The sequence below is a fragment of the Clostridium sp. CTA-5 genome, assembly GCF_054768135.1.
This window is the reverse complement of the sequence record NZ_BAAAAT010000017.1, coordinates 1-17576: the sequence shown is the minus strand read 5'-3', so window position 1 is coordinate 17576 and position 17576 is coordinate 1. Positions and strand designations below refer to the sequence as shown.

18 protein-coding genes and 2 tRNA genes are annotated in these 17576 nt (G+C 26.4%); 8 read left to right on the top strand and 12 right to left on the bottom strand.

Features of this window, described 5'->3' with window-relative positions; all coding sequences use genetic code 11:
• Window positions 1-281 precede the first annotated feature (281 nt).
• On the bottom strand, window positions 282-1091 hold the full coding sequence (locus ACYUET_RS18245; RefSeq protein WP_460281999.1) for a VanW family protein: 810 nt from the start codon (window positions 1089-1091) through the stop codon (window positions 282-284).
• A 286-nt stretch (window positions 1092-1377) separates the two neighbouring features.
• Between ACYUET_RS18245 and ACYUET_RS18240 the strand changes: the two genes are divergently transcribed.
• On the top strand, window positions 1378-2148 hold the full coding sequence (locus ACYUET_RS18240; protein WP_460281997.1) for a DUF975 family protein: 771 nt from the start codon (window positions 1378-1380) through the stop codon (window positions 2146-2148).
• A gap of 116 nt (window positions 2149-2264) precedes the next feature.
• Here the strand turns inward: ACYUET_RS18240 and ACYUET_RS18235 are convergent, their stop codons facing one another.
• The 8 genes from ACYUET_RS18235 to ACYUET_RS18200 form a co-directional block, all read right to left on the bottom strand.
• Window positions 2265-2963, bottom strand: a complete 699-nt coding sequence (locus tag ACYUET_RS18235; RefSeq protein ID WP_460281995.1) for a LiaF transmembrane domain-containing protein — start codon at window positions 2961-2963, stop codon at window positions 2265-2267.
• Window position 2964: 1 nt separating this feature from the next.
• Window positions 2965-3420, bottom strand: coding sequence for a LytTR family DNA-binding domain-containing protein (locus tag ACYUET_RS18230; protein WP_460281993.1), 456 nt, complete (start codon window positions 3418-3420; stop codon window positions 2965-2967).
• A 331-nt stretch (window positions 3421-3751) separates the two neighbouring features.
• The gene (locus ACYUET_RS18225; protein ID WP_460281991.1) at window positions 3752-4360 is read right to left on the bottom strand and encodes a hypothetical protein; all 609 of its coding nucleotides are present in this window, start codon (window positions 4358-4360) and stop codon (window positions 3752-3754) included.
• Between the two features lie 281 nt (window positions 4361-4641).
• Window positions 4642-5121, bottom strand: coding sequence for a 23S rRNA (pseudouridine(1915)-N(3))-methyltransferase RlmH (gene rlmH, locus ACYUET_RS18220; protein ID WP_460281989.1), 480 nt, complete (start codon window positions 5119-5121; stop codon window positions 4642-4644).
• Between the two features lie 433 nt (window positions 5122-5554).
• Entirely contained in the window at window positions 5555-6196 is a 642-nt protein-coding gene (locus ACYUET_RS18215) for a lactate utilization protein (protein WP_460281987.1), read from the bottom strand.
• A gap of 442 nt (window positions 6197-6638) precedes the next feature.
• Entirely contained in the window at window positions 6639-7142 is a 504-nt protein-coding gene (locus ACYUET_RS18210) for an SEC-C metal-binding domain-containing protein (protein WP_460281985.1), read from the bottom strand.
• An 88-nt stretch (window positions 7143-7230) separates the two neighbouring features.
• On the bottom strand, window positions 7231-8022 hold the full coding sequence (locus ACYUET_RS18205; protein WP_460281983.1) for an MBL fold metallo-hydrolase: 792 nt from the start codon (window positions 8020-8022) through the stop codon (window positions 7231-7233).
• Window positions 8023-8049: 27 nt separating this feature from the next.
• Window positions 8050-9315 carry a UDP-N-acetylglucosamine 1-carboxyvinyltransferase gene (locus ACYUET_RS18200; protein WP_460281981.1) on the bottom strand — a complete coding sequence of 422 codons (1266 nt, stop codon included), beginning with the start codon at window positions 9313-9315 and terminating at the stop codon, window positions 8050-8052.
• A 429-nt stretch (window positions 9316-9744) separates the two neighbouring features.
• On the opposite strand from ACYUET_RS18200, the gene ACYUET_RS18195 reads away from it, so the two are divergent.
• From ACYUET_RS18195 to ACYUET_RS18175, 5 genes are all read left to right on the top strand, one after another.
• Window positions 9745-10284: a hypothetical protein gene (locus ACYUET_RS18195; protein ID WP_460281979.1), complete on the top strand. Its 540-nt coding sequence runs from the start codon at window positions 9745-9747 to the stop codon at window positions 10282-10284.
• Window positions 10285-10462: 178 nt separating this feature from the next.
• Window positions 10463-10939, top strand: a complete 477-nt coding sequence (locus tag ACYUET_RS18190) for a dUTP diphosphatase (RefSeq protein ID WP_460281977.1) — start codon at window positions 10463-10465, stop codon at window positions 10937-10939.
• Between the two features lie 68 nt (window positions 10940-11007).
• The gene (locus ACYUET_RS18185) at window positions 11008-11439 is read left to right on the top strand and encodes a DMT family transporter (RefSeq protein ID WP_460281975.1); all 432 of its coding nucleotides are present in this window, start codon (window positions 11008-11010) and stop codon (window positions 11437-11439) included.
• A 27-nt stretch (window positions 11440-11466) separates the two neighbouring features.
• Window positions 11467-12282, top strand: a complete 816-nt coding sequence (locus tag ACYUET_RS18180) for an MBL fold metallo-hydrolase (protein WP_460281974.1) — start codon at window positions 11467-11469, stop codon at window positions 12280-12282.
• Between the two features lie 90 nt (window positions 12283-12372).
• Window positions 12373-13572, top strand: coding sequence for a S8 family serine peptidase (locus tag ACYUET_RS18175; RefSeq protein ID WP_460281973.1), 1200 nt, complete (start codon window positions 12373-12375; stop codon window positions 13570-13572).
• 119 nt (window positions 13573-13691) lie between these two features.
• Here the strand turns inward: ACYUET_RS18175 and ACYUET_RS18170 are convergent, their stop codons facing one another.
• The gene (locus ACYUET_RS18170; RefSeq protein WP_460281972.1) at window positions 13692-14894 is read right to left on the bottom strand and encodes a M23 family metallopeptidase; all 1203 of its coding nucleotides are present in this window, start codon (window positions 14892-14894) and stop codon (window positions 13692-13694) included.
• A gap of 338 nt (window positions 14895-15232) precedes the next feature.
• Between ACYUET_RS18170 and ACYUET_RS18165 the strand changes: the two genes are divergently transcribed.
• Together ACYUET_RS18165 and ACYUET_RS18160 are read left to right on the top strand one after the other, a co-directional pair.
• Window positions 15233-16240, top strand: a complete 1008-nt coding sequence (locus tag ACYUET_RS18165) for a DnaD domain protein (protein ID WP_460281970.1) — start codon at window positions 15233-15235, stop codon at window positions 16238-16240.
• Window positions 16233-17213, top strand: a complete 981-nt coding sequence (locus ACYUET_RS18160) for an ATP-binding protein (RefSeq protein WP_460282026.1) — start codon at window positions 16233-16235, stop codon at window positions 17211-17213. The genes ACYUET_RS18165 and ACYUET_RS18160 overlap by 8 nt, the downstream gene beginning before the upstream one ends.
• A 157-nt stretch (window positions 17214-17370) precedes the next feature.
• Here ACYUET_RS18160 and ACYUET_RS18155 read toward each other — a convergent pair.
• Together ACYUET_RS18155 and ACYUET_RS18150 are read right to left on the bottom strand one after the other, a co-directional pair.
• A tRNA-Asp gene (locus tag ACYUET_RS18155) sits at window positions 17371-17447 on the bottom strand.
• A 6-nt stretch (window positions 17448-17453) separates the two neighbouring features.
• A tRNA-Val gene (locus tag ACYUET_RS18150) sits at window positions 17454-17529 on the bottom strand.
• Window positions 17530-17576: the final 47 nt, after the last annotated feature.

Genomic DNA, 17576 nt, shown 5'->3' with positions numbered 1-17576 from the left:
ATGTTAACCTTTCTTATGTTTGGCTAAACAAATATATTATTAACTTGCTGTAAATTTATTTTACATTTCTAATCTTAACTGCTAATAAATGCAAGCTTAAATGAACCTTAATTTTTTCAATAAAAATAAGGCATTGAAATATTTCATCAATACCTTATTTTATGGTTATAAATAAACCAATAATTTATCTAAGTATCCAAACACTAAATAATTCCTAACCTTTTAACTATTAATAAATAATGTTCTAAAAATGGTTTATCTTATAACTATAAACATTATTTCTATTTAAACTCTTCAGGAATGTACTTTACTAAAGCAAAATTTTTAGTAACAAGTTCAGTATCTAAAATCCTACCACCTTCAAATTTAGCTATCTTATTCCTCCAAATCTCATTTTTTCTATAATAATTATTTTCAATTTTTAAAAATTCGTGATTCTTCTCAAAAACATGATATCCAAAATCAAGCTTTTCATTTATCCTAAGTTCCCCTTCTAAACATTTTTCAGTTATCCAAAGGTTTATTTGAAAAGTATAGCTTGTATTATTTTTTACTTGAAAATCTCCATAATTATAAAATATAGTAGCACCACTACCAAAAGGAAGCACCCTTCCGTCATCTGGAAATGGATCAAAGCTGTGATGGTGTCTCTCTATTACAGTAAGAGGGCTATGTATTACAAGCCAATTTAAAAGATTTGCAATTTGACACAATCCTCCTCCAATCCCGGGTCTTGCTTCACCAAAACAGAGTTCCATTCCTGGAAGATATCCTTTATATTTTGTTGGAAGGCCTACAATTTTGCAAAATGAGAAAACTTCTCCTGGTCTAATTATAATTCCATTTATTTCTTTTATAGCTATCTTTAAATTTTCAACTTTATTAAGCTGTAGCTGTATATCACTATCCCCTAATTTTCTAATTAAAACTGATTGATGCTTCTTAACTCTATATGGTAGTTTATTAAAATCCTTCACTTTTGCAAACTTTATAGAACTAAAATACCACTGTTTGTATCTAATTGCACGTCTATACCAGACTGCAAAAAAATAAAATATTGGATGTCTTTGACTTAATAATCTCTTTTGCATTTTATCTCCTTATTGCTTATTATCTAAACATCTATGTATAAATAATATATTTAAATTCTTGTCCTATATATTCTACATTATTATGTATATTATTGCTATAATAACCATTTATCGATTGCAAATGCCTATAAGATAAAATTAATCGATAAATACATATATTTAATCCAACGATTACGAGTTATATAATACCCTATAATACTGTATTATTAATTACCTTATAATTTTTTATAAATATTAATATAGATATTAAGAACACTTAAATTAATAATTTATATGGAGGATTTATATGTGGTCTAGAACAGAATTAAAAACCAGAGCTAAAGGAGTTTTAAGAAAAAATTACTGGCATGCATTTCTTGTTAGTCTAGTGATTGCTATCGCAGGAGGTAATACTGGTTGGGGCAATAGAAGTGGTTTTCACTCTAATAGTTCAAGGGACTTGGCTTATTCAAACACTGATAGTAATATATTTATAAATTGGAACTTTATAGGGATTACATTAGCTACATTTTTAATAGCAATAACAATAATATTACTTCTTCGTATTTTTCTCGGTTATTGCTTAGAAATAGGTGGAACACGATACTTCGTTCAATCTGCTCAAGATAAAAATAATAGAGAATGCTTTAAATTCGGATTTAATAGCAATAATTATATGAGTGTAATAAAAACAATGTTGTTAAAAGATATTTTTATTTTCCTCTGGAGTCTTTTATTAATTATTCCTGGTATAATAAAATATTATGCATACAGAATGGTACCATATATTCTTGCAGATAATCCTAATATAGGAGTTAAAAAAGCTATTGCTCTAAGTAATGAAATGACTAAAGGATATAAATTTGATATCTTTGTATTAGATTTATCATTTATTGGTTGGTATTTGTTAGGTGCATTAGCGCTATTTATAGGAATATTATTCGTTATGCCTTATGAAAATGCTACAAACACAGAACTCTATTTAGTATTAAGAAAAAATGCTTTAGAAGATAATCTTTGTACCTATGAAGATTTATTATTAAATCAAATAATATTAAATGATAACAATCGTGTATAATAGTATATTTCATTTTGTTTGACTAAAAAATTAAAGTATTTAAACCATTATAACAGTAAAATATGGAATGTAGTAGATTTGCTTTTACACGAATCTCACTACATCCCATATTTATTTTAAACATAAATTATTTCTACTCCTGAAAAACTAACATCACCAACTAATGTTAAATTATTTGTTGTTGTTTGATTATTTCTATTTTTTTCATTAACAGAGCCTAAAAATACATTGGTTTTATCATCAATATTCCAAGTTTTTGGTATATATAATTCTATTCCTGAAAAAGAAGCATTAAGTCTAACTATAGCATTTTTATTACTCATAACTGCATTATCAAAATATATTTTCATAGCTCCAAAAGAACAGTCAAAATCCCCTTGTTCAAACTTATCAGTATTTATATATTTTATACTTGCACCAAATGAATTTTTAAATCTAACATTACTTTCATCTTCTACATCAATTTTCTCAAACTCATACTCTTGATAATTATGATGGTGATTACTCCATTTAATGTGTTTATGAAAAATCATAGAAAGGCCAATACTACCAAATAATGCTGCTAACAATACAGTCCAAGGTGTAATTGCTGTAATCCCTAATTGTTTATCATATATTATGCAAATAAATGCACTAGGAAATAGAATCCCTGAAAAATTTAAACGACGTAAACTTTTCACAATAACTGCTGCTAAAAAAACTGTTAACAATAAACTAAATACATTCACATCTGGTAAGTATCCTAGTTTACTTATAATTAAAAAAATACCTGCTAATATAAATAAAGCTCCCCAAAAAATTCTTTCTTTTTTCATATCATTTCCTCTTTTCTAATAATTTAATTTTTAAAGGTTTATAATAATATCTTGAAACGTATACCTGTTTGTGAGTATCTTGAAATTCAACCTTACTTGATGATGATAGACTGCGTGTTATAGAGTAAATATGATTTGTATTTAGAATTGTTGATTTTGAAACTCTCATAAAATATCCTGGCAATAATTCTTCAAGCTCATAAAGCTTATATTTTACATTATAAATATTGTTAGTGGTATGTGCACAAATACCATTCTCTTCAGTATCAAAAAATAAAATTTTTTCTAATGAAAGATAATATTCAGTATCTCCTTTGTAAAAAGTTATATGCTTCTTATCAGATAAGATATTCCCAAGCATAATTTGAATATTTTTAACTTCTTCATTTAATTCATTACATCTAATAATAACTTCATTTTCCTGAATTTTATTATCCACTTCAATTCGTATCTTCATATTTTCACTCCTCACATTTTTTATTATATTAACTACTTTTACTATTGTAAATATAACAACAGTAAGTGGTTAATTTGGGCTTGTAAGTGGTATATTTTTTATACAGATATTATAAATACATAAAATAATCAGTCAGATTTATATTTAATCTTATTCTCAAAATTAAAGAAAAAGGAGAACTCACTCCATTATCTGGACTTGGTTCTCCTCTATTATTTATACATTATTAAGTTGTTATTTATATTAAGTTCTATTCATATATTTTACTTATTCACAGAATAATTCTATATACTTTATAGTTTATGTGCGCTTTATCAAAAATTACATAATTCTATTTTTGTGTTTTAGGTTTAAATTTCATTTCTAGTCCCAATCTTGAGTCTAAAGATATCTTTAAATCTCCAATTTCTTCTTCTGTAGTTGGAGATATGTTACCTGTAAAGCATTTATCAAAAAATTCTTCAAATTTTTTTGTTTCTATGTTTGGCTCACATACATCAAATACTGCATCTGCATACTTTTTAAAATCTTCAATTTCACTTTTGCTAAATGTAGTTTGTGTAAAAGACCCTTTATTTTCTTCCGTTCCGCCTTTGAATTTAATTGAAACTTCCTTAAGTTTACCATTCTCTTCATTAGATTCAGCACTAATCATACATTTATCTACAGACTCTATGTAAAAATACACATCATCTTCTTTTGTTGACTTTGATTTTACTCCGCTTCCGCTCTCAGTATTTAATTTCTTCCCTTTAAATTCATTAATTTTTGTGCCTTTTCCAATTGTATCATTAAAATAATTCTTGAATTCTTCACCAGTAAATGTATAATTTTGTCCATCAATTCTACTTTCTGTAGGTGTTTTTACCTTTGTTCCACAACCAGCTAATAAGCATATAGACAAGCAGGTAATGACACAAGTTTTTAATTTCTTTTTCATTTTAAATTTCTCCCCCTAATTCTTTACATTAACACTATTTAAGCTAAATATCCCTAAATTTATGGAATAACCGTTTAATTCTAGCACATAATGTATTGTATTTCAAATTAAGGAATTATAGCAGCCCAACATCACAATTAGAATCATTATTTTTATATCATCAAATATTTTGATACCAGTTGATTAGGCAACTAAGGATTATATGTAAAATTTTTAAGAGAAAACCAACCTGCATTTATCGGCTGAATAAGTTCTGCTAACCAAATATAAAATTTGAATCATCACTTATGATACGGTTCTCCATTACTAATCCTAAAGCTTCTATATATCTGTTCTAATAACATGACCCTAAATAATTGATGTGGGAATGTCATTTTACTAAAACATAAGCTATAATTAGCTCTTTTTAATACTGAATCACTTAATCCTAAACTTCCTCCTATAACAAAACATATATTACTATCTCCTCTTACTCCACAATTATCTATAAATTTAGATAATTCTTCTGACGATAACATTTTCCCTTTAAGATCTAAAGTAACTACATACATATTATCTTTTATAGAACTTAATATTTTATTTCCTTCTTTATCTTTTATTATAAGTTCATCTTTTAATGAAGCATTATCAGGTGTTTGTTCATCAGATAATTCTATTATATTTAATTTACAATAACGAGATAATCTCTTTGAATATTCATCAATCGCTTGTTTTAAATATTTTTCTTTTAATTTTCCTACTGTAATTATCGTTATATTCATAATTTCTCCTTAAATAAACATATTTAATTTATCTACTTAGGCACATAAAATAAAATAATAGATCAAATAGACGAGCATACTAGTCTATTATTTTTTTAATCTGCCTTAAGTTTATTATTCTTTAATATGCTATGTTTTAAGCGAATGTTGATATTTTAGTGTATAAGAGCGAATTGGCATTGGTATTTGCTTTATACTAAAACATCAACACGTTTTAAAAACATAGCCCTTTAATATAAACATTATTTTAAAGCATAACTATTTTAGATAAAAGTAGCATCAATATTTCCTATATTGATGCTATCATAATTTAATTATTATATTTTATAACTTTATAAAACATATCAACTATGTTTTAAGTCAATGTTAATATTCTAGTTAATATAAGCGCGAAACTGACATTATCAATACTATTATAAAAATAGCATGATTACTAATATCCTAAGCTTTCATTTAAGAATATTACATGTATTCTTTCCTTATCAGCTTGCCTTCTTATCAATGTATATTCATTGCAAATTCTTTCTTTACTATCACAATTCATGCAGCTTCCTACTTTTGAACATGGAGTTAATCTATTTAATCTTTTTGCATTTGTTGGAGCACTTATTTCTCTATTTCTTTTTATAGCGTCATCTAAAGTTGGTACAATCTTATTTACTCCTGCAATTACTATTACCTTTTTAGGTCCATATAACATTGCTGCGACTCGATTTCCAGTACCATCAACATTATATAATTCTCCATCTTCAGTTATTGCATTTGAACTTGTAAAATATGCATCAGAACTAAACGCATTTATATATATTTCTCTGGCTTCCTCTTTAGTAATTCCTGGTCTATTCCTATCTAAAAGATTATAATCTCCTTTTTTAAGATAATCCATAACACCAGATTCAAATAAAGTCATTGAACCTCCAAATGCAACTTTACTTCCCGGTTTTATTATTTGCTCTATTTTTTCAATTAATGCCTCTTTAGATTCTACTAAATATCCATTCATATTGTTTTTTTCTAATGCCTTTATTGTCCTTAATATCTTTTGTTCATTTAACCACAACACCTTATTATCCATAAAGATACCCCCAAAATATTTTAAAGATTATATGATAATCATATCTATAATTTATATAATTTAAGAACTTTAGGCACATGAAATAAAATAATAGATCAAAGAGGCGTTGTATATTTTGTGTCAGACAAGGAAGTAAATTTAGTTAATAGCAATCTATTAGCTAAATTTACTGACGCAGTATAACGCAAAATAAACGAGCATACTGGTCTATTATTTTTTTGAATGTGCCTTAATCTATGTATATTTATACGTTAAATTTGCAAAAAATTATATGCTTTATTTGAAATTAAAGACTTTATAACCTCTATTAATTATAAAGTATATACTAATATTTAATCTAAATTTTTAAATTAATGAAACCTTAGAATTTAGAAATCCCATATTTTTCTGTATGATTAAAAAGGACCCTTTAATAGGATCCTTTTTTATGATAGTTAGCTTACTATTTACCTTGTCCACAGCACTTTTTATATTTCTTTCCGCTTCCACATGGACATGCATCGTTTCTTCCGACTTTTTCAGTATTTCTAACAATCTTTGAATCTTTAAATTGCTTTTGAATTTCTTTTCTCTTTTCTTCTGAGAAAATTCCATCCCATTGTGGTAATGTATAAAGATATTCAGCTTTTGCATCTAACATATTGTAATATAAAGTCTCTAAGTTGATATCTAATGCTATTTCAGTGTTTTCATCAATAGTTTCTAAGTCATATTGATTCTTTAAACTATCATTTATTCCATCAATAAATCCCATAATAAATTCTAATGAAGAATTATATTCTTTAGCTAAATCAGCAATTTTAGTCTTTTTAACTTCTTTATGCTTAGCTAATAAATCTTTGTATATGCTTTTTTCTAATTTACTATATTCTTGCCAAAAAGCATTTTCCCCTTTAGTCTTTACGTAATCTACAACCATGTCAGTCCAATCTGTATATAAACTCATTTTTAAAATCCTCCCTTGATACTCACTTTTATTATTATTTTATAAATTATAATTTTTAATCTATTTATAGTAAATTTAATAAATTTACTTAAATTTCTATATATTCACTTGGTTGATGTCTATTTGCCATAGTTAAGCTTATGTCTCTTTTTTCATCAATTCCATTTTCTCTTAGTACATTTAATACTGTTTGATATGCTAAATCTGGTTGATTATTAGTATTACTTAAATGACCTAAAATTACTCTCTTATTGAGACTATTTTTAACCAAATCAACTATAGCAACTGCACAATCATCATTAGATAAATGACCTATTTCACTTAATATTCTTCTTTTTAAATTATAAGGATATGGGCCATATTTAAGCATACTAACATCATGATTGCTTTCAAGTAAAATAACCTGTGAATCTTTGATGTTATCATATATTTCTCTTGTAAATGTACCTAAATCAGTCGCTACACTAATTTGTTTGTTTTTATTAATTACTGTATATCCCATTGGAGATATTGAATCATGAGGGATATTAAATGCTTTTACATCTAAATCCTTTATCTCAGTAATTGACCTTTTATCAATTATTTTTATATTATGTTCTTTTATTTTTCCAATTGATGATTCCATCTCAGTCCACGTACTAGCGTTAGCATATATAGGTATATCATATTTTCTAGATAAAACACCAACACCTTTTATATGATCACTATGTTCATGTGTTACAAATATACCATCTAAATCTTTTGGATCTTGTTTTATCGACTTTAACGCTTCATCAATTTTCTTACCAGGAAGTCCTGCGTCTATTAATATTTTTGCTCTATCAGAAGAAACAAACATACTATTTCCACTACTTCCACTGTACAAAGAACAAAATATCATCTAAAATCCCCCCTGGTTATGTTCAAATTATTGCTCCACATTAATTCTTCTAATATCTGCACCTAAAGCTCTAAGCTTATTTTCTATATGTGGATACCCTCTATCTATATGTTCTATACTAGTTATTTCAGTTGTACCATCAGCTAACAATCCTGCTATAACCATAGCAGCACCTGCTCTTAAGTCAGTAGCTTTAACTACTGCTCCAGTTAATCTGTTAATACCTTCAATGATTGCTACTCTTCCTTCAACTTTTATATTAGCACCCATCTTTTTAAGTTCATCTATATGTTTATGTCTATTTTCCCATATAGACTCAGTAATTAAACTCTTTCCTGGAGTAGTGCTTAATAAAGCTGACATAGGTTGTTGAATATCTGTTGGAAAACCAGGATATGGCGTAGTTTTTATGTTAACGCTCTTTAACTCTTTATCAACAGAAACTCTTATACAGTCATCACCTTCCTCAATTATAGCACCCATTTCTTTAAGTTTTGCAGAAATTGATTCTAAATGTTTTGGTATAACATTCTTTACATAAACATCTCCACGAGTTGCCACTGCAGCAATCATGAATGTACCAGCCTCAATTTGATCTGGTATTACACTATAAGAACATCCACTTAACTTCTCAACACCTTGAATTCTAATAACATCTGTTCCTGCACCTTTTATATTAGCACCCATTGAATTTAAGAAGTTAGCTACATCAACTACATGTGGTTCTTTTGCAACATTTTCTAGAGTAGTAACACCTTCTGCTAAAGTCGCTGCAATCATAACATTTATTGTAGCGCCTACTGATACTACATCAAAGAATATATTAGCTCCTCTTAGCTTCTCTGCTTTTACACTTACTGCACCATGTTCTATTACAACATCTGCTCCAAGTGCTTCAAAACCTTTTATATGTTGGTCTATTGGTCTTACCCCTATAGGGCATCCCCCTGGAAGTACCACTCTCGCTTGTTTAAATCTTGATAATAAAGCTCCTATAAAATAATATGAAGCTCTCATTCTTCTTACATCATCTGTACATGCATCAAATTTATCTACATTTGTACTATCTATCTCTAAAGTATTATTATCTATTTTAACAGTATCGCAACCTAAGCTTTTTAATATTCGCTCTAAGCAATGTACGTCTTCAATATCTGGTATATTATCAATTATGCATTTGCCTTCGCTAGCCATTATAGCTGCTGGTAATATTGCCACTGCTGCATTTTTAGCTCCATTGATATCAACACAGCCTCTAAGGACATTCCCTCCATTTATAACTAATCTTTCCATTGAATTCACCCTATTCATAAAATATATATTAATTCCGTTATTTTTCCATTATTTATATTAATTAAATATTACTTTCCTACTAGACATTATTGCCCTATTTTATTATTAAAATCTACTTTTATCATTATATCATAAACTTAATTTATTTAAATATTTATTTAAATATTTATTCAAATATTTTTTCCTTATATTAATATTTTTTTAAACATTTTACTTTATAATTTCCCTTATTTAGAATTTTAAAAAAATATAGTTAAATTTTGCTGATTTACTGTTATAATTATAAGTGAAAATATGTAAAATCTTTTATATTATTACATATTTATTATCTTCAATCAGTTTTTAATTATTCTTCTATTATCCTATTTAATATGTTATAATTTATTAAAACTTTGTAATTAAGAGAATAATTCAGATTGTGAGGCTTATATGAAGTATTATATAGTTGCATTATTTGATGATGAAACATATCAAGTGATTTCACCAATTCAAAAAAATATGTCAAAAAAATTCAGAGCTAGTAGAAATTCTCCAATGCCTTTTATTCCATTAGGTATTGTAGATAATCCCAATTTAGACAAATTATATCCAATTATTAAAAAAGTTATCTCTCCATATAAATCGTTTAGAATTGATGCTACTGATAATGTATATCTACATGATAATACTAAAAGCATTAATTTAAGAATTGAAAATAAAGGATATATTAAAAGAATTTCACGTTCATTAAAAGATATTCTTATATTAAATGGTTTTAATGTAAAAGCATTTGATGATAACTTTATTTCTATTGCTAATATGGGATACATAGCAAAAGATTATAAAAAACAAGATGTTAAATTAAATTTTCCTACTATATATAAAGATAATTCTTTGGTAAAACTAAGAATAAAGAAAATAGAAGTTTGGAAAATACCTACTCAGAAAAAGGATGTTCCGTTAAAATCTTATATTCTAAAAGAATTTTAAGTAAATATTTATACATTACATTTAATAAGAATTATTATAATAGATAATTCTTATTTATTTTCCATATTTACCCGAAAAATAAATTGAAATATTTTTATTGTATTCGTTTTCTCCTACTTTCTTTTATTTCAGAATTTTTGTAAAATAAAAATAACGATTAAATTTAGGGGGATTCAGTATGAATATTAAAAACCTCTTTGAAGCTCAAAGAAAGTTTAATGCTAATTTAATATTAAATGATGAGTTGGATTATTACAAATTAGAAACAAGAAAAAATCTTGAATTTCATGTAAAAATCGGTGATTTGGCAAATGAAACTAAATGTTTCAAGTATTGGAAAGATAACAATAACTTTATAGATATGCAGATAGTATTTAAAAAATACATAGATTGCTTATCTCAAATTTTAACTCTCGGCATAGATAATAATTATACTGACATATCTAATATTTGTGTAAAACCTAATGATTATTGTTTAAGTGATCAATTTTTAAATTTGTATATTGATATAAACGATTTAATAATATCACCTTCAAAAGATCATTACCTTACTTTATTTGAAGATATTTTAAGTCTAGGAATAACTTTAGGATTTACGCAAACTCAAATTCAAAATGCATTTAAAATGAACGTGTGTGAAAAAGTAGCTCTTTAATAGAGTTACTTTTTTTATTTATATATATTTACTATATCTCTGGGAATACTACTTTTGAGGTGATTTTTATGATGGGAATAATATTTGCAATAGTTTCAGGCATTGCAATGAGCCTGCAAGGTGTTCTTAATACAAGACTCGGAGAAAAAATTGGACTTTGGGAAACAAATGTTATAGTTCAGCTTACCGGACTCATAATAACATTACTTATAACATTCTTTTATGGTAAAGGTAGTTATACTAGTATAAAAGAAACAAATAAAGTCTATTTATTAGGTGGACTTCTCGGAGTTATTATAATCTTTACGGTAATGAAAAGCATAGGAATGATGGGTACTACTTGTGGCATTGGTATTATATTAGTAGCACAACTGTTATCCGCTGCTATTATCGATGCCTTTGGATTATTTGGATCTGAAAAAATTAAATTTTCCTTACATGAATTTCTAGGTGTTGCCATTATGATACTTGGTATTATAATATTTAAGTGGAAACATTAGTGTATTTATTGAAAGGGAGTATTAATTTTGAACTTTTTTAAAAATATAAATTTTTTATTTCACTTAACTAAAAATAATATAACAGAATATTTTAAAGGAAGAAACTGTGCAAAACTTGATGAATTAAAATTAGATTCTATTAATTGGTTTGGTCATGCAACTACAGTCATGAATTTAGATAATAAAGTACTTATTACTGACCCTGTATTATCTGATATATTAGGTTATTTTAAAAGAGTAGTAGATAAACCTACATATTTAGAAAATAAAAAAGTGGATTATATTCTTCTATCTCATGGCCATATGGATCATATGCATTTTCCATCTCTTCGTAAATTAAATAAAGATGCAATTGTAATAGTTCCTAAAGGATATAAACGTGTACTTAAACTATTAGGATTTAAAAATGTATTTTTACTTCATCCTGGAGAAACTTACAAAGATGATTATATAAGTATTACTGCATATGAAGCAAAACATGATGGAAGAAGGTTTTATATAGGTATAGACAATGAAAGTCTTTCATACTTAATTGAACGAAATAATAAAAAAGTATTTTTTGCAGGTGATACTGCATTTACAGATAATTTTAAAGGAATTACATGTGATGTTGCTTTAATGCCTGTTGGTTGTTATAAACCTGAACGTTTTTCCTACATGCATTGTACTCCTAATCAAAGTTATGAGATGTTTAAAATGATGAACTGTGAGGTTATGATCCCTATACATTACAAAACTTTTAAAATATCATTAGAGGACTTTGATGAAACTGAATCTTCATTAGTAAACTTAAAAGATTCAGGTATTAAAATACTTGATATTGGAGAAACTTATATATTTTAATAAATTTAAATATTTATCTAGCTTTATGTATTAACAAACTAATTATTATTCATATACTATATATTGAAAATAAATAATTGGGAGAAGAATATGTTTTCATATAAAAATAAGCTAGATTATAACTTAAAAATCTATATGGCTAATAATTCATATAAGAATTATAGAGTACTTATAAAGTATAAAAACTTTCAATCTTCTATAGAAAAGAAGGTCTTATCATATAAGGGTAAATTAAATTATATAATAGAAAGTGCAAACATAATAAGTGCTAATTTAAATGTTAGGGGTATTGAACGGATTATAGAATATCCAGAAATAGAAAAAGTATATTTAGATGAATATTTATTTCTATGTGGTATGAGTGTAGCAACTGCTAATAAAGTACACTTTTCTAATAAATATAGTTTATCAGGTGCTGGTATTGGAATTGGAGTTGTAGATAGTGGAGTATTCCCTCATCAAGATTTATTAGAACCGAGTAATAAAATATCTTTATTTGTAGATTTAATTAACAACTTAAATTATCCTTATGATGATAACGGCCACGGAACAGCTACAAGTGGTATTTTATGTAGTAGTGGCCTCTCTTCAAATAATATGTATAGGGGTGTTGCTCCTAAAAGTAAACTTTTTTGTTATAAAGCTTTTGATAGATTAGGTAAAGGCTTCGCTTCTGATATATTATTTTCTATTGAATCATTAATTAATATTTCTAAAGAAAATAACATAAAAGTATTATGCTTACCGTTCGAACTATTAACTCATAATACATTTATTATATCCTGCTTCAATTCTGTATTTAAATATGCAATATCTAAGAACATTATTCCAATAGTACCTAGTGGAAGTAATCTAAATTCATCACCATCTATTATGGGAATAGCTACTTTAGATAGTTGTATTACTGTTGCAGGAATAAATACTGTTAATTCAATAATAAAAACATACGATTTTTCTTCTTCTGGCCCATTTAAAAAATCTGAAAAACCAAATTTATGTGCTGCCTGCGTAAATATAGTATCTTTAAATACTAACCCCAATTATATTAGCGAGAAAAATGGTTTAAAGATTTATCCTAATAAACTTGATGCTCCATATAAAACATTTGCTGGTACATCATTAGCCACAGCATACGTTAGTGGATTATGTGCATTGCTTTTTGAAAACAATCCAAGCCTAACTTTTAAAGATATTATTGCTTTGTTAAAAGTTTCTTGTGAACCTATTGAAGATATTCCAAAGTTTGTTCAAGGAGAAGGTATTATAAATATTGATAAATTAATGCCTTAGATGTATTAAATAAACTAATAAAAAGGCTATTTCAAAATACAAATTTAATTTTCTATTTTGATGTAGCCTTCTTTATTTAGCTATTTTTAAAAGTATTGTTTATATTTTTATATAGAAATTTAATTATTTAATATATATGATTCTGGATTTATTGGTTTACCCTTAGACCTTAATTCAAAATGTAAATGTGGTCCTGTACTTCTACCGGTACTTCCAACACAACCTATAAGATCACCTTTTTTTACTTTTTGACCTTTCTTTACTTTAATAGAACTTAAATGTCCATAAATTGTTTCTATATTATCTTGATGCTTTATCTTAATCATGTTTCCATATCCACTTACCTGGCCTGCTTCTTGGATTGTTCCATCATAAGCAGCTATAACCGGGTCCCCTGTATTACCAGCTATATCTATTCCATTGTGATTTCTACCCCATCTAGCTCCAAATTTTGATGTAATCCAGCCACCTCTTGTAGGTGCTTGTAAAAATGCAGTGTTACTTCCAATTGGAGGTTTTGTACCTATGCATTCTACTCTATCTTTTGCATTTTTTACAATATCTTCTGAAATAATATTTTCTTTTAATTTATTTCCATTATGATATAGCACTTCTGAAAGTACATGTTTACTTCCAGATTCTCCTTCTTCTATTATTTTATTTTGTCCTACATACATAGACTCATCTTGTTTTATTGTAGTTTGAGGTTCTATACTAACTTCTTTATCTTCCTTAACTTTTACATCCACATTTATATTATCTTTTATATTCGAATCATTATTTATATTATCTACTACTTGATTAAGATTATTTATATTTGAAATAGGAACTTTAGCCTCCAATATTTTAATATCAGAATCAACACTAACTTCTAGTACATTATCTATATCAATATTCATCTTTTTTAAATATTCATTGATAAACTTTTTTATTGCTTCATTTACTTCATTTTTATTAAATAAAGTACCACAATTTTTATTGTTAATGTTAATTATTTGTGCATTAACTTCAGTATTTATTGTTTTTATAATATTACTTTCAATTTGATCCTTAGTAGAAATATCAGTTTTTAAATCAGTAGGCTTAAATTTTATTTTTTTATCTCTTATGCACTCAGATCCTATTCTATTATTTAATCCATCTTTAGTATCTTTATAAGTATTTTTAAAATCATTTTTATTATCTATATATCCAATCAATCTATTATCTATATACGCTTCATATATTCTGTTAGTATCTGCATTAACTACTAAGTTTATAGAGTTAAGTAAAAGTATAATGCATATTATAAATTTAATTTTTCTTGTTTTTCTCGTGTCCATAATTTAGTCCTTTCGTTATATATTTTAAAACAATACAAATTGTAGTCTCTCCTTTTTAAAATTTATTATTCATTTGACATAATGCACAATCAAAAAAATAACAAGTCCATTTGCCAGACTATTTTTCATCATGCTGCGTCGCCAACTTGACCTAATAGGCATGCTATAAGAACAATCCATCTCTTTGCCTGATGAAAAATATACATTGCAACTTTGGAATTGTTATTTATTTTCATGTGCCTAATCTTGGTTATTTCCCCTCTTTGTTGTGGTTATAATATTGGTTTGTTATAATTAGTTTAAATAGAATTTATTATGAAAGGTAGGTAGTAAAAAGAATGAGCACGTTTATGCTTAAAAGTAAGCCCTTAGCCTTTACTCCTGTAAGTAATGTATTTATTGAAAGATACATGCCTAAAGCTAGAGGTGAATTTATTAAGGTTTATCTGTTAATGCTAAAGTATAGCACTTGTAATGAATTAGGAGTTAGCTCATCAATACTAGCTTCCTCACTAAATTTATTAGAATCTGATATTATGAATGCATTTAATTATTGGAATGATGAAGGCGTTATTAAATTTAGTCCTATTGATAACATGGGGAATTTCAACGTAGAATTTTTAGAATTATCTGAAGAACCTGTTGAAACTAATAAGCAAGTAGATTTACTAGAAGCACTTGATAGCGATATAACAAAAGACATGTTAAAAGATATAGAAAAACTTTTAGGAAGACCACTATCCCCTAAAGAAATGTCTGTTTATTTAAATTGGCAAAAAGAATTTGGATTTTCATCAGAATTAATTTTAATACTTATGGAATATTGTATCGCAAAAGGTAAAGTTGATTCACGTTATATAGAAAAAGTAGCTTTGTCTTGGCATGATTTAAAAATAACAACTGTAGAAGATGCACAAAATCTAATAAAACAAACTGAAGATAAATGGATTAATATTAGAAAAATTTTAAATTATTTAGGAATAAAAAATACTGATATTATGAAACCACAACAAGATATAATAGAAAAATGGCTTTTCATATACAAATTTCAAACTGAAATAATTTTTAAAGCCTGTGATATTTGTTGCAATAGATTAAACAGAGCAGATTTTAAATACATAGATGGAATATTATCTAAATGGTATAAAAATAATTTAAAAACATTAGAGGATATAGCTATTAAAGATAAAGCACCTAAAAATAAGAATAACTATAATAAAAGTAACTATAATAAAAATAATTATACTACTGAAAAACCTGCTCTCAAATTTAATGATTTTGAAGCAAGGGAATATGATTATGATTCTTTAGAGAAAAAACTATTAGGATGGGATAATGATGATTAGTGGATACCAAAGTGAGATTCTAAAAATATATGATAAAATTAGAGAAATAGAAGCTAAAAATCTAAAAATGCGTAAACAAGAAATACTTGATAAACATCCAGGTATTATTGATTTAGATAATACCATTCAAAGACTCTCTTTAAAAATGTCTTTAGAAATAATTAAATCTAAAAATAGTGATGAAAGAATTAAAGAATTTAAAGAAAAAATAACAGATTTAAGAGTAAAAAAATATGAAATGTTAGTTGCAAATGGATATAATCAAGAATATTTAAATTTACATTATAGATGTAATAAATGTAAAGATACAGGATTTATAGGAGCAAATAAATGTAGCTGTTATAAAGATAAATTAATAAGATTATATTATAAAGATTCAGAATTAGAAAACACCATAAAATCTAATAATTTTAATAATTTTGATTTAAGTCTATTTTCAAATCATAAATTAGGAGATGAAAAATTCTCTCCTAGAAAGAATATGGAAAATATACTAGAATATATTTTAAAAGAATATATTCCTAACTTTTCATCAGATTCAACTAATTTATTATTTTATGGTAATCCAGGCAGTGGGAAAACATATCTTTCATACTGTCTAGCAAAAGCTATACTAGATAAAGGATTCCTAGTAATATATAAAACCTCTGATGAACTTATTAAAAATTTAAGAGATATTAGATTTAATAATGATTATAATTTAGAATCTTTGATTTTAAATTGTGATTTGCTAATAATTGATGATTTAGGAGCAGAACATCTTAATGATTTTTCTATAACAGAATTGTTTAATATAATTAATAAAAGAATACTTACTAAAAAGAAAATGCTTGTATCTACAAACTTTTCATTACCTAAAATAACTAAACATTTTAGTGAAAGAATAGCCTCTAGATTACTTGGAGATTTTAAACTTTGCAAATTTTATTCAGAAGATATAAGAATAAAAAAGAATTTACAAAAAAATAAATAGTATATATTTTAGTCTCATGTTTGAATTATTATTTTCTTTTGTGTGACTTAATTTTACTAATAATAAAAAACAGTTGATTTTAAATTTTTAAAATCAACTGTTTTTATAAAAGTTTTTTTACAATAAAAAAAACTCTAGTTTAAAACTAGAGTTTAATTGGCGACTCAGAAGGGGCTCGAACCCTCGACCTCCGGCGTGACAGGCCGGCACTCTAACCAACTGAGCTACTGAGCCATCTYATGGTGGGCACAACAGGGCTCGAACCTGTGACCCTCTGCTTGTAAGGCAGATGCTCTCCCAGCTGAGCTATGCGCCCATAAGATGTAAAATGGTGACTCCTAGGGGAATCGAACCCCTGTTACC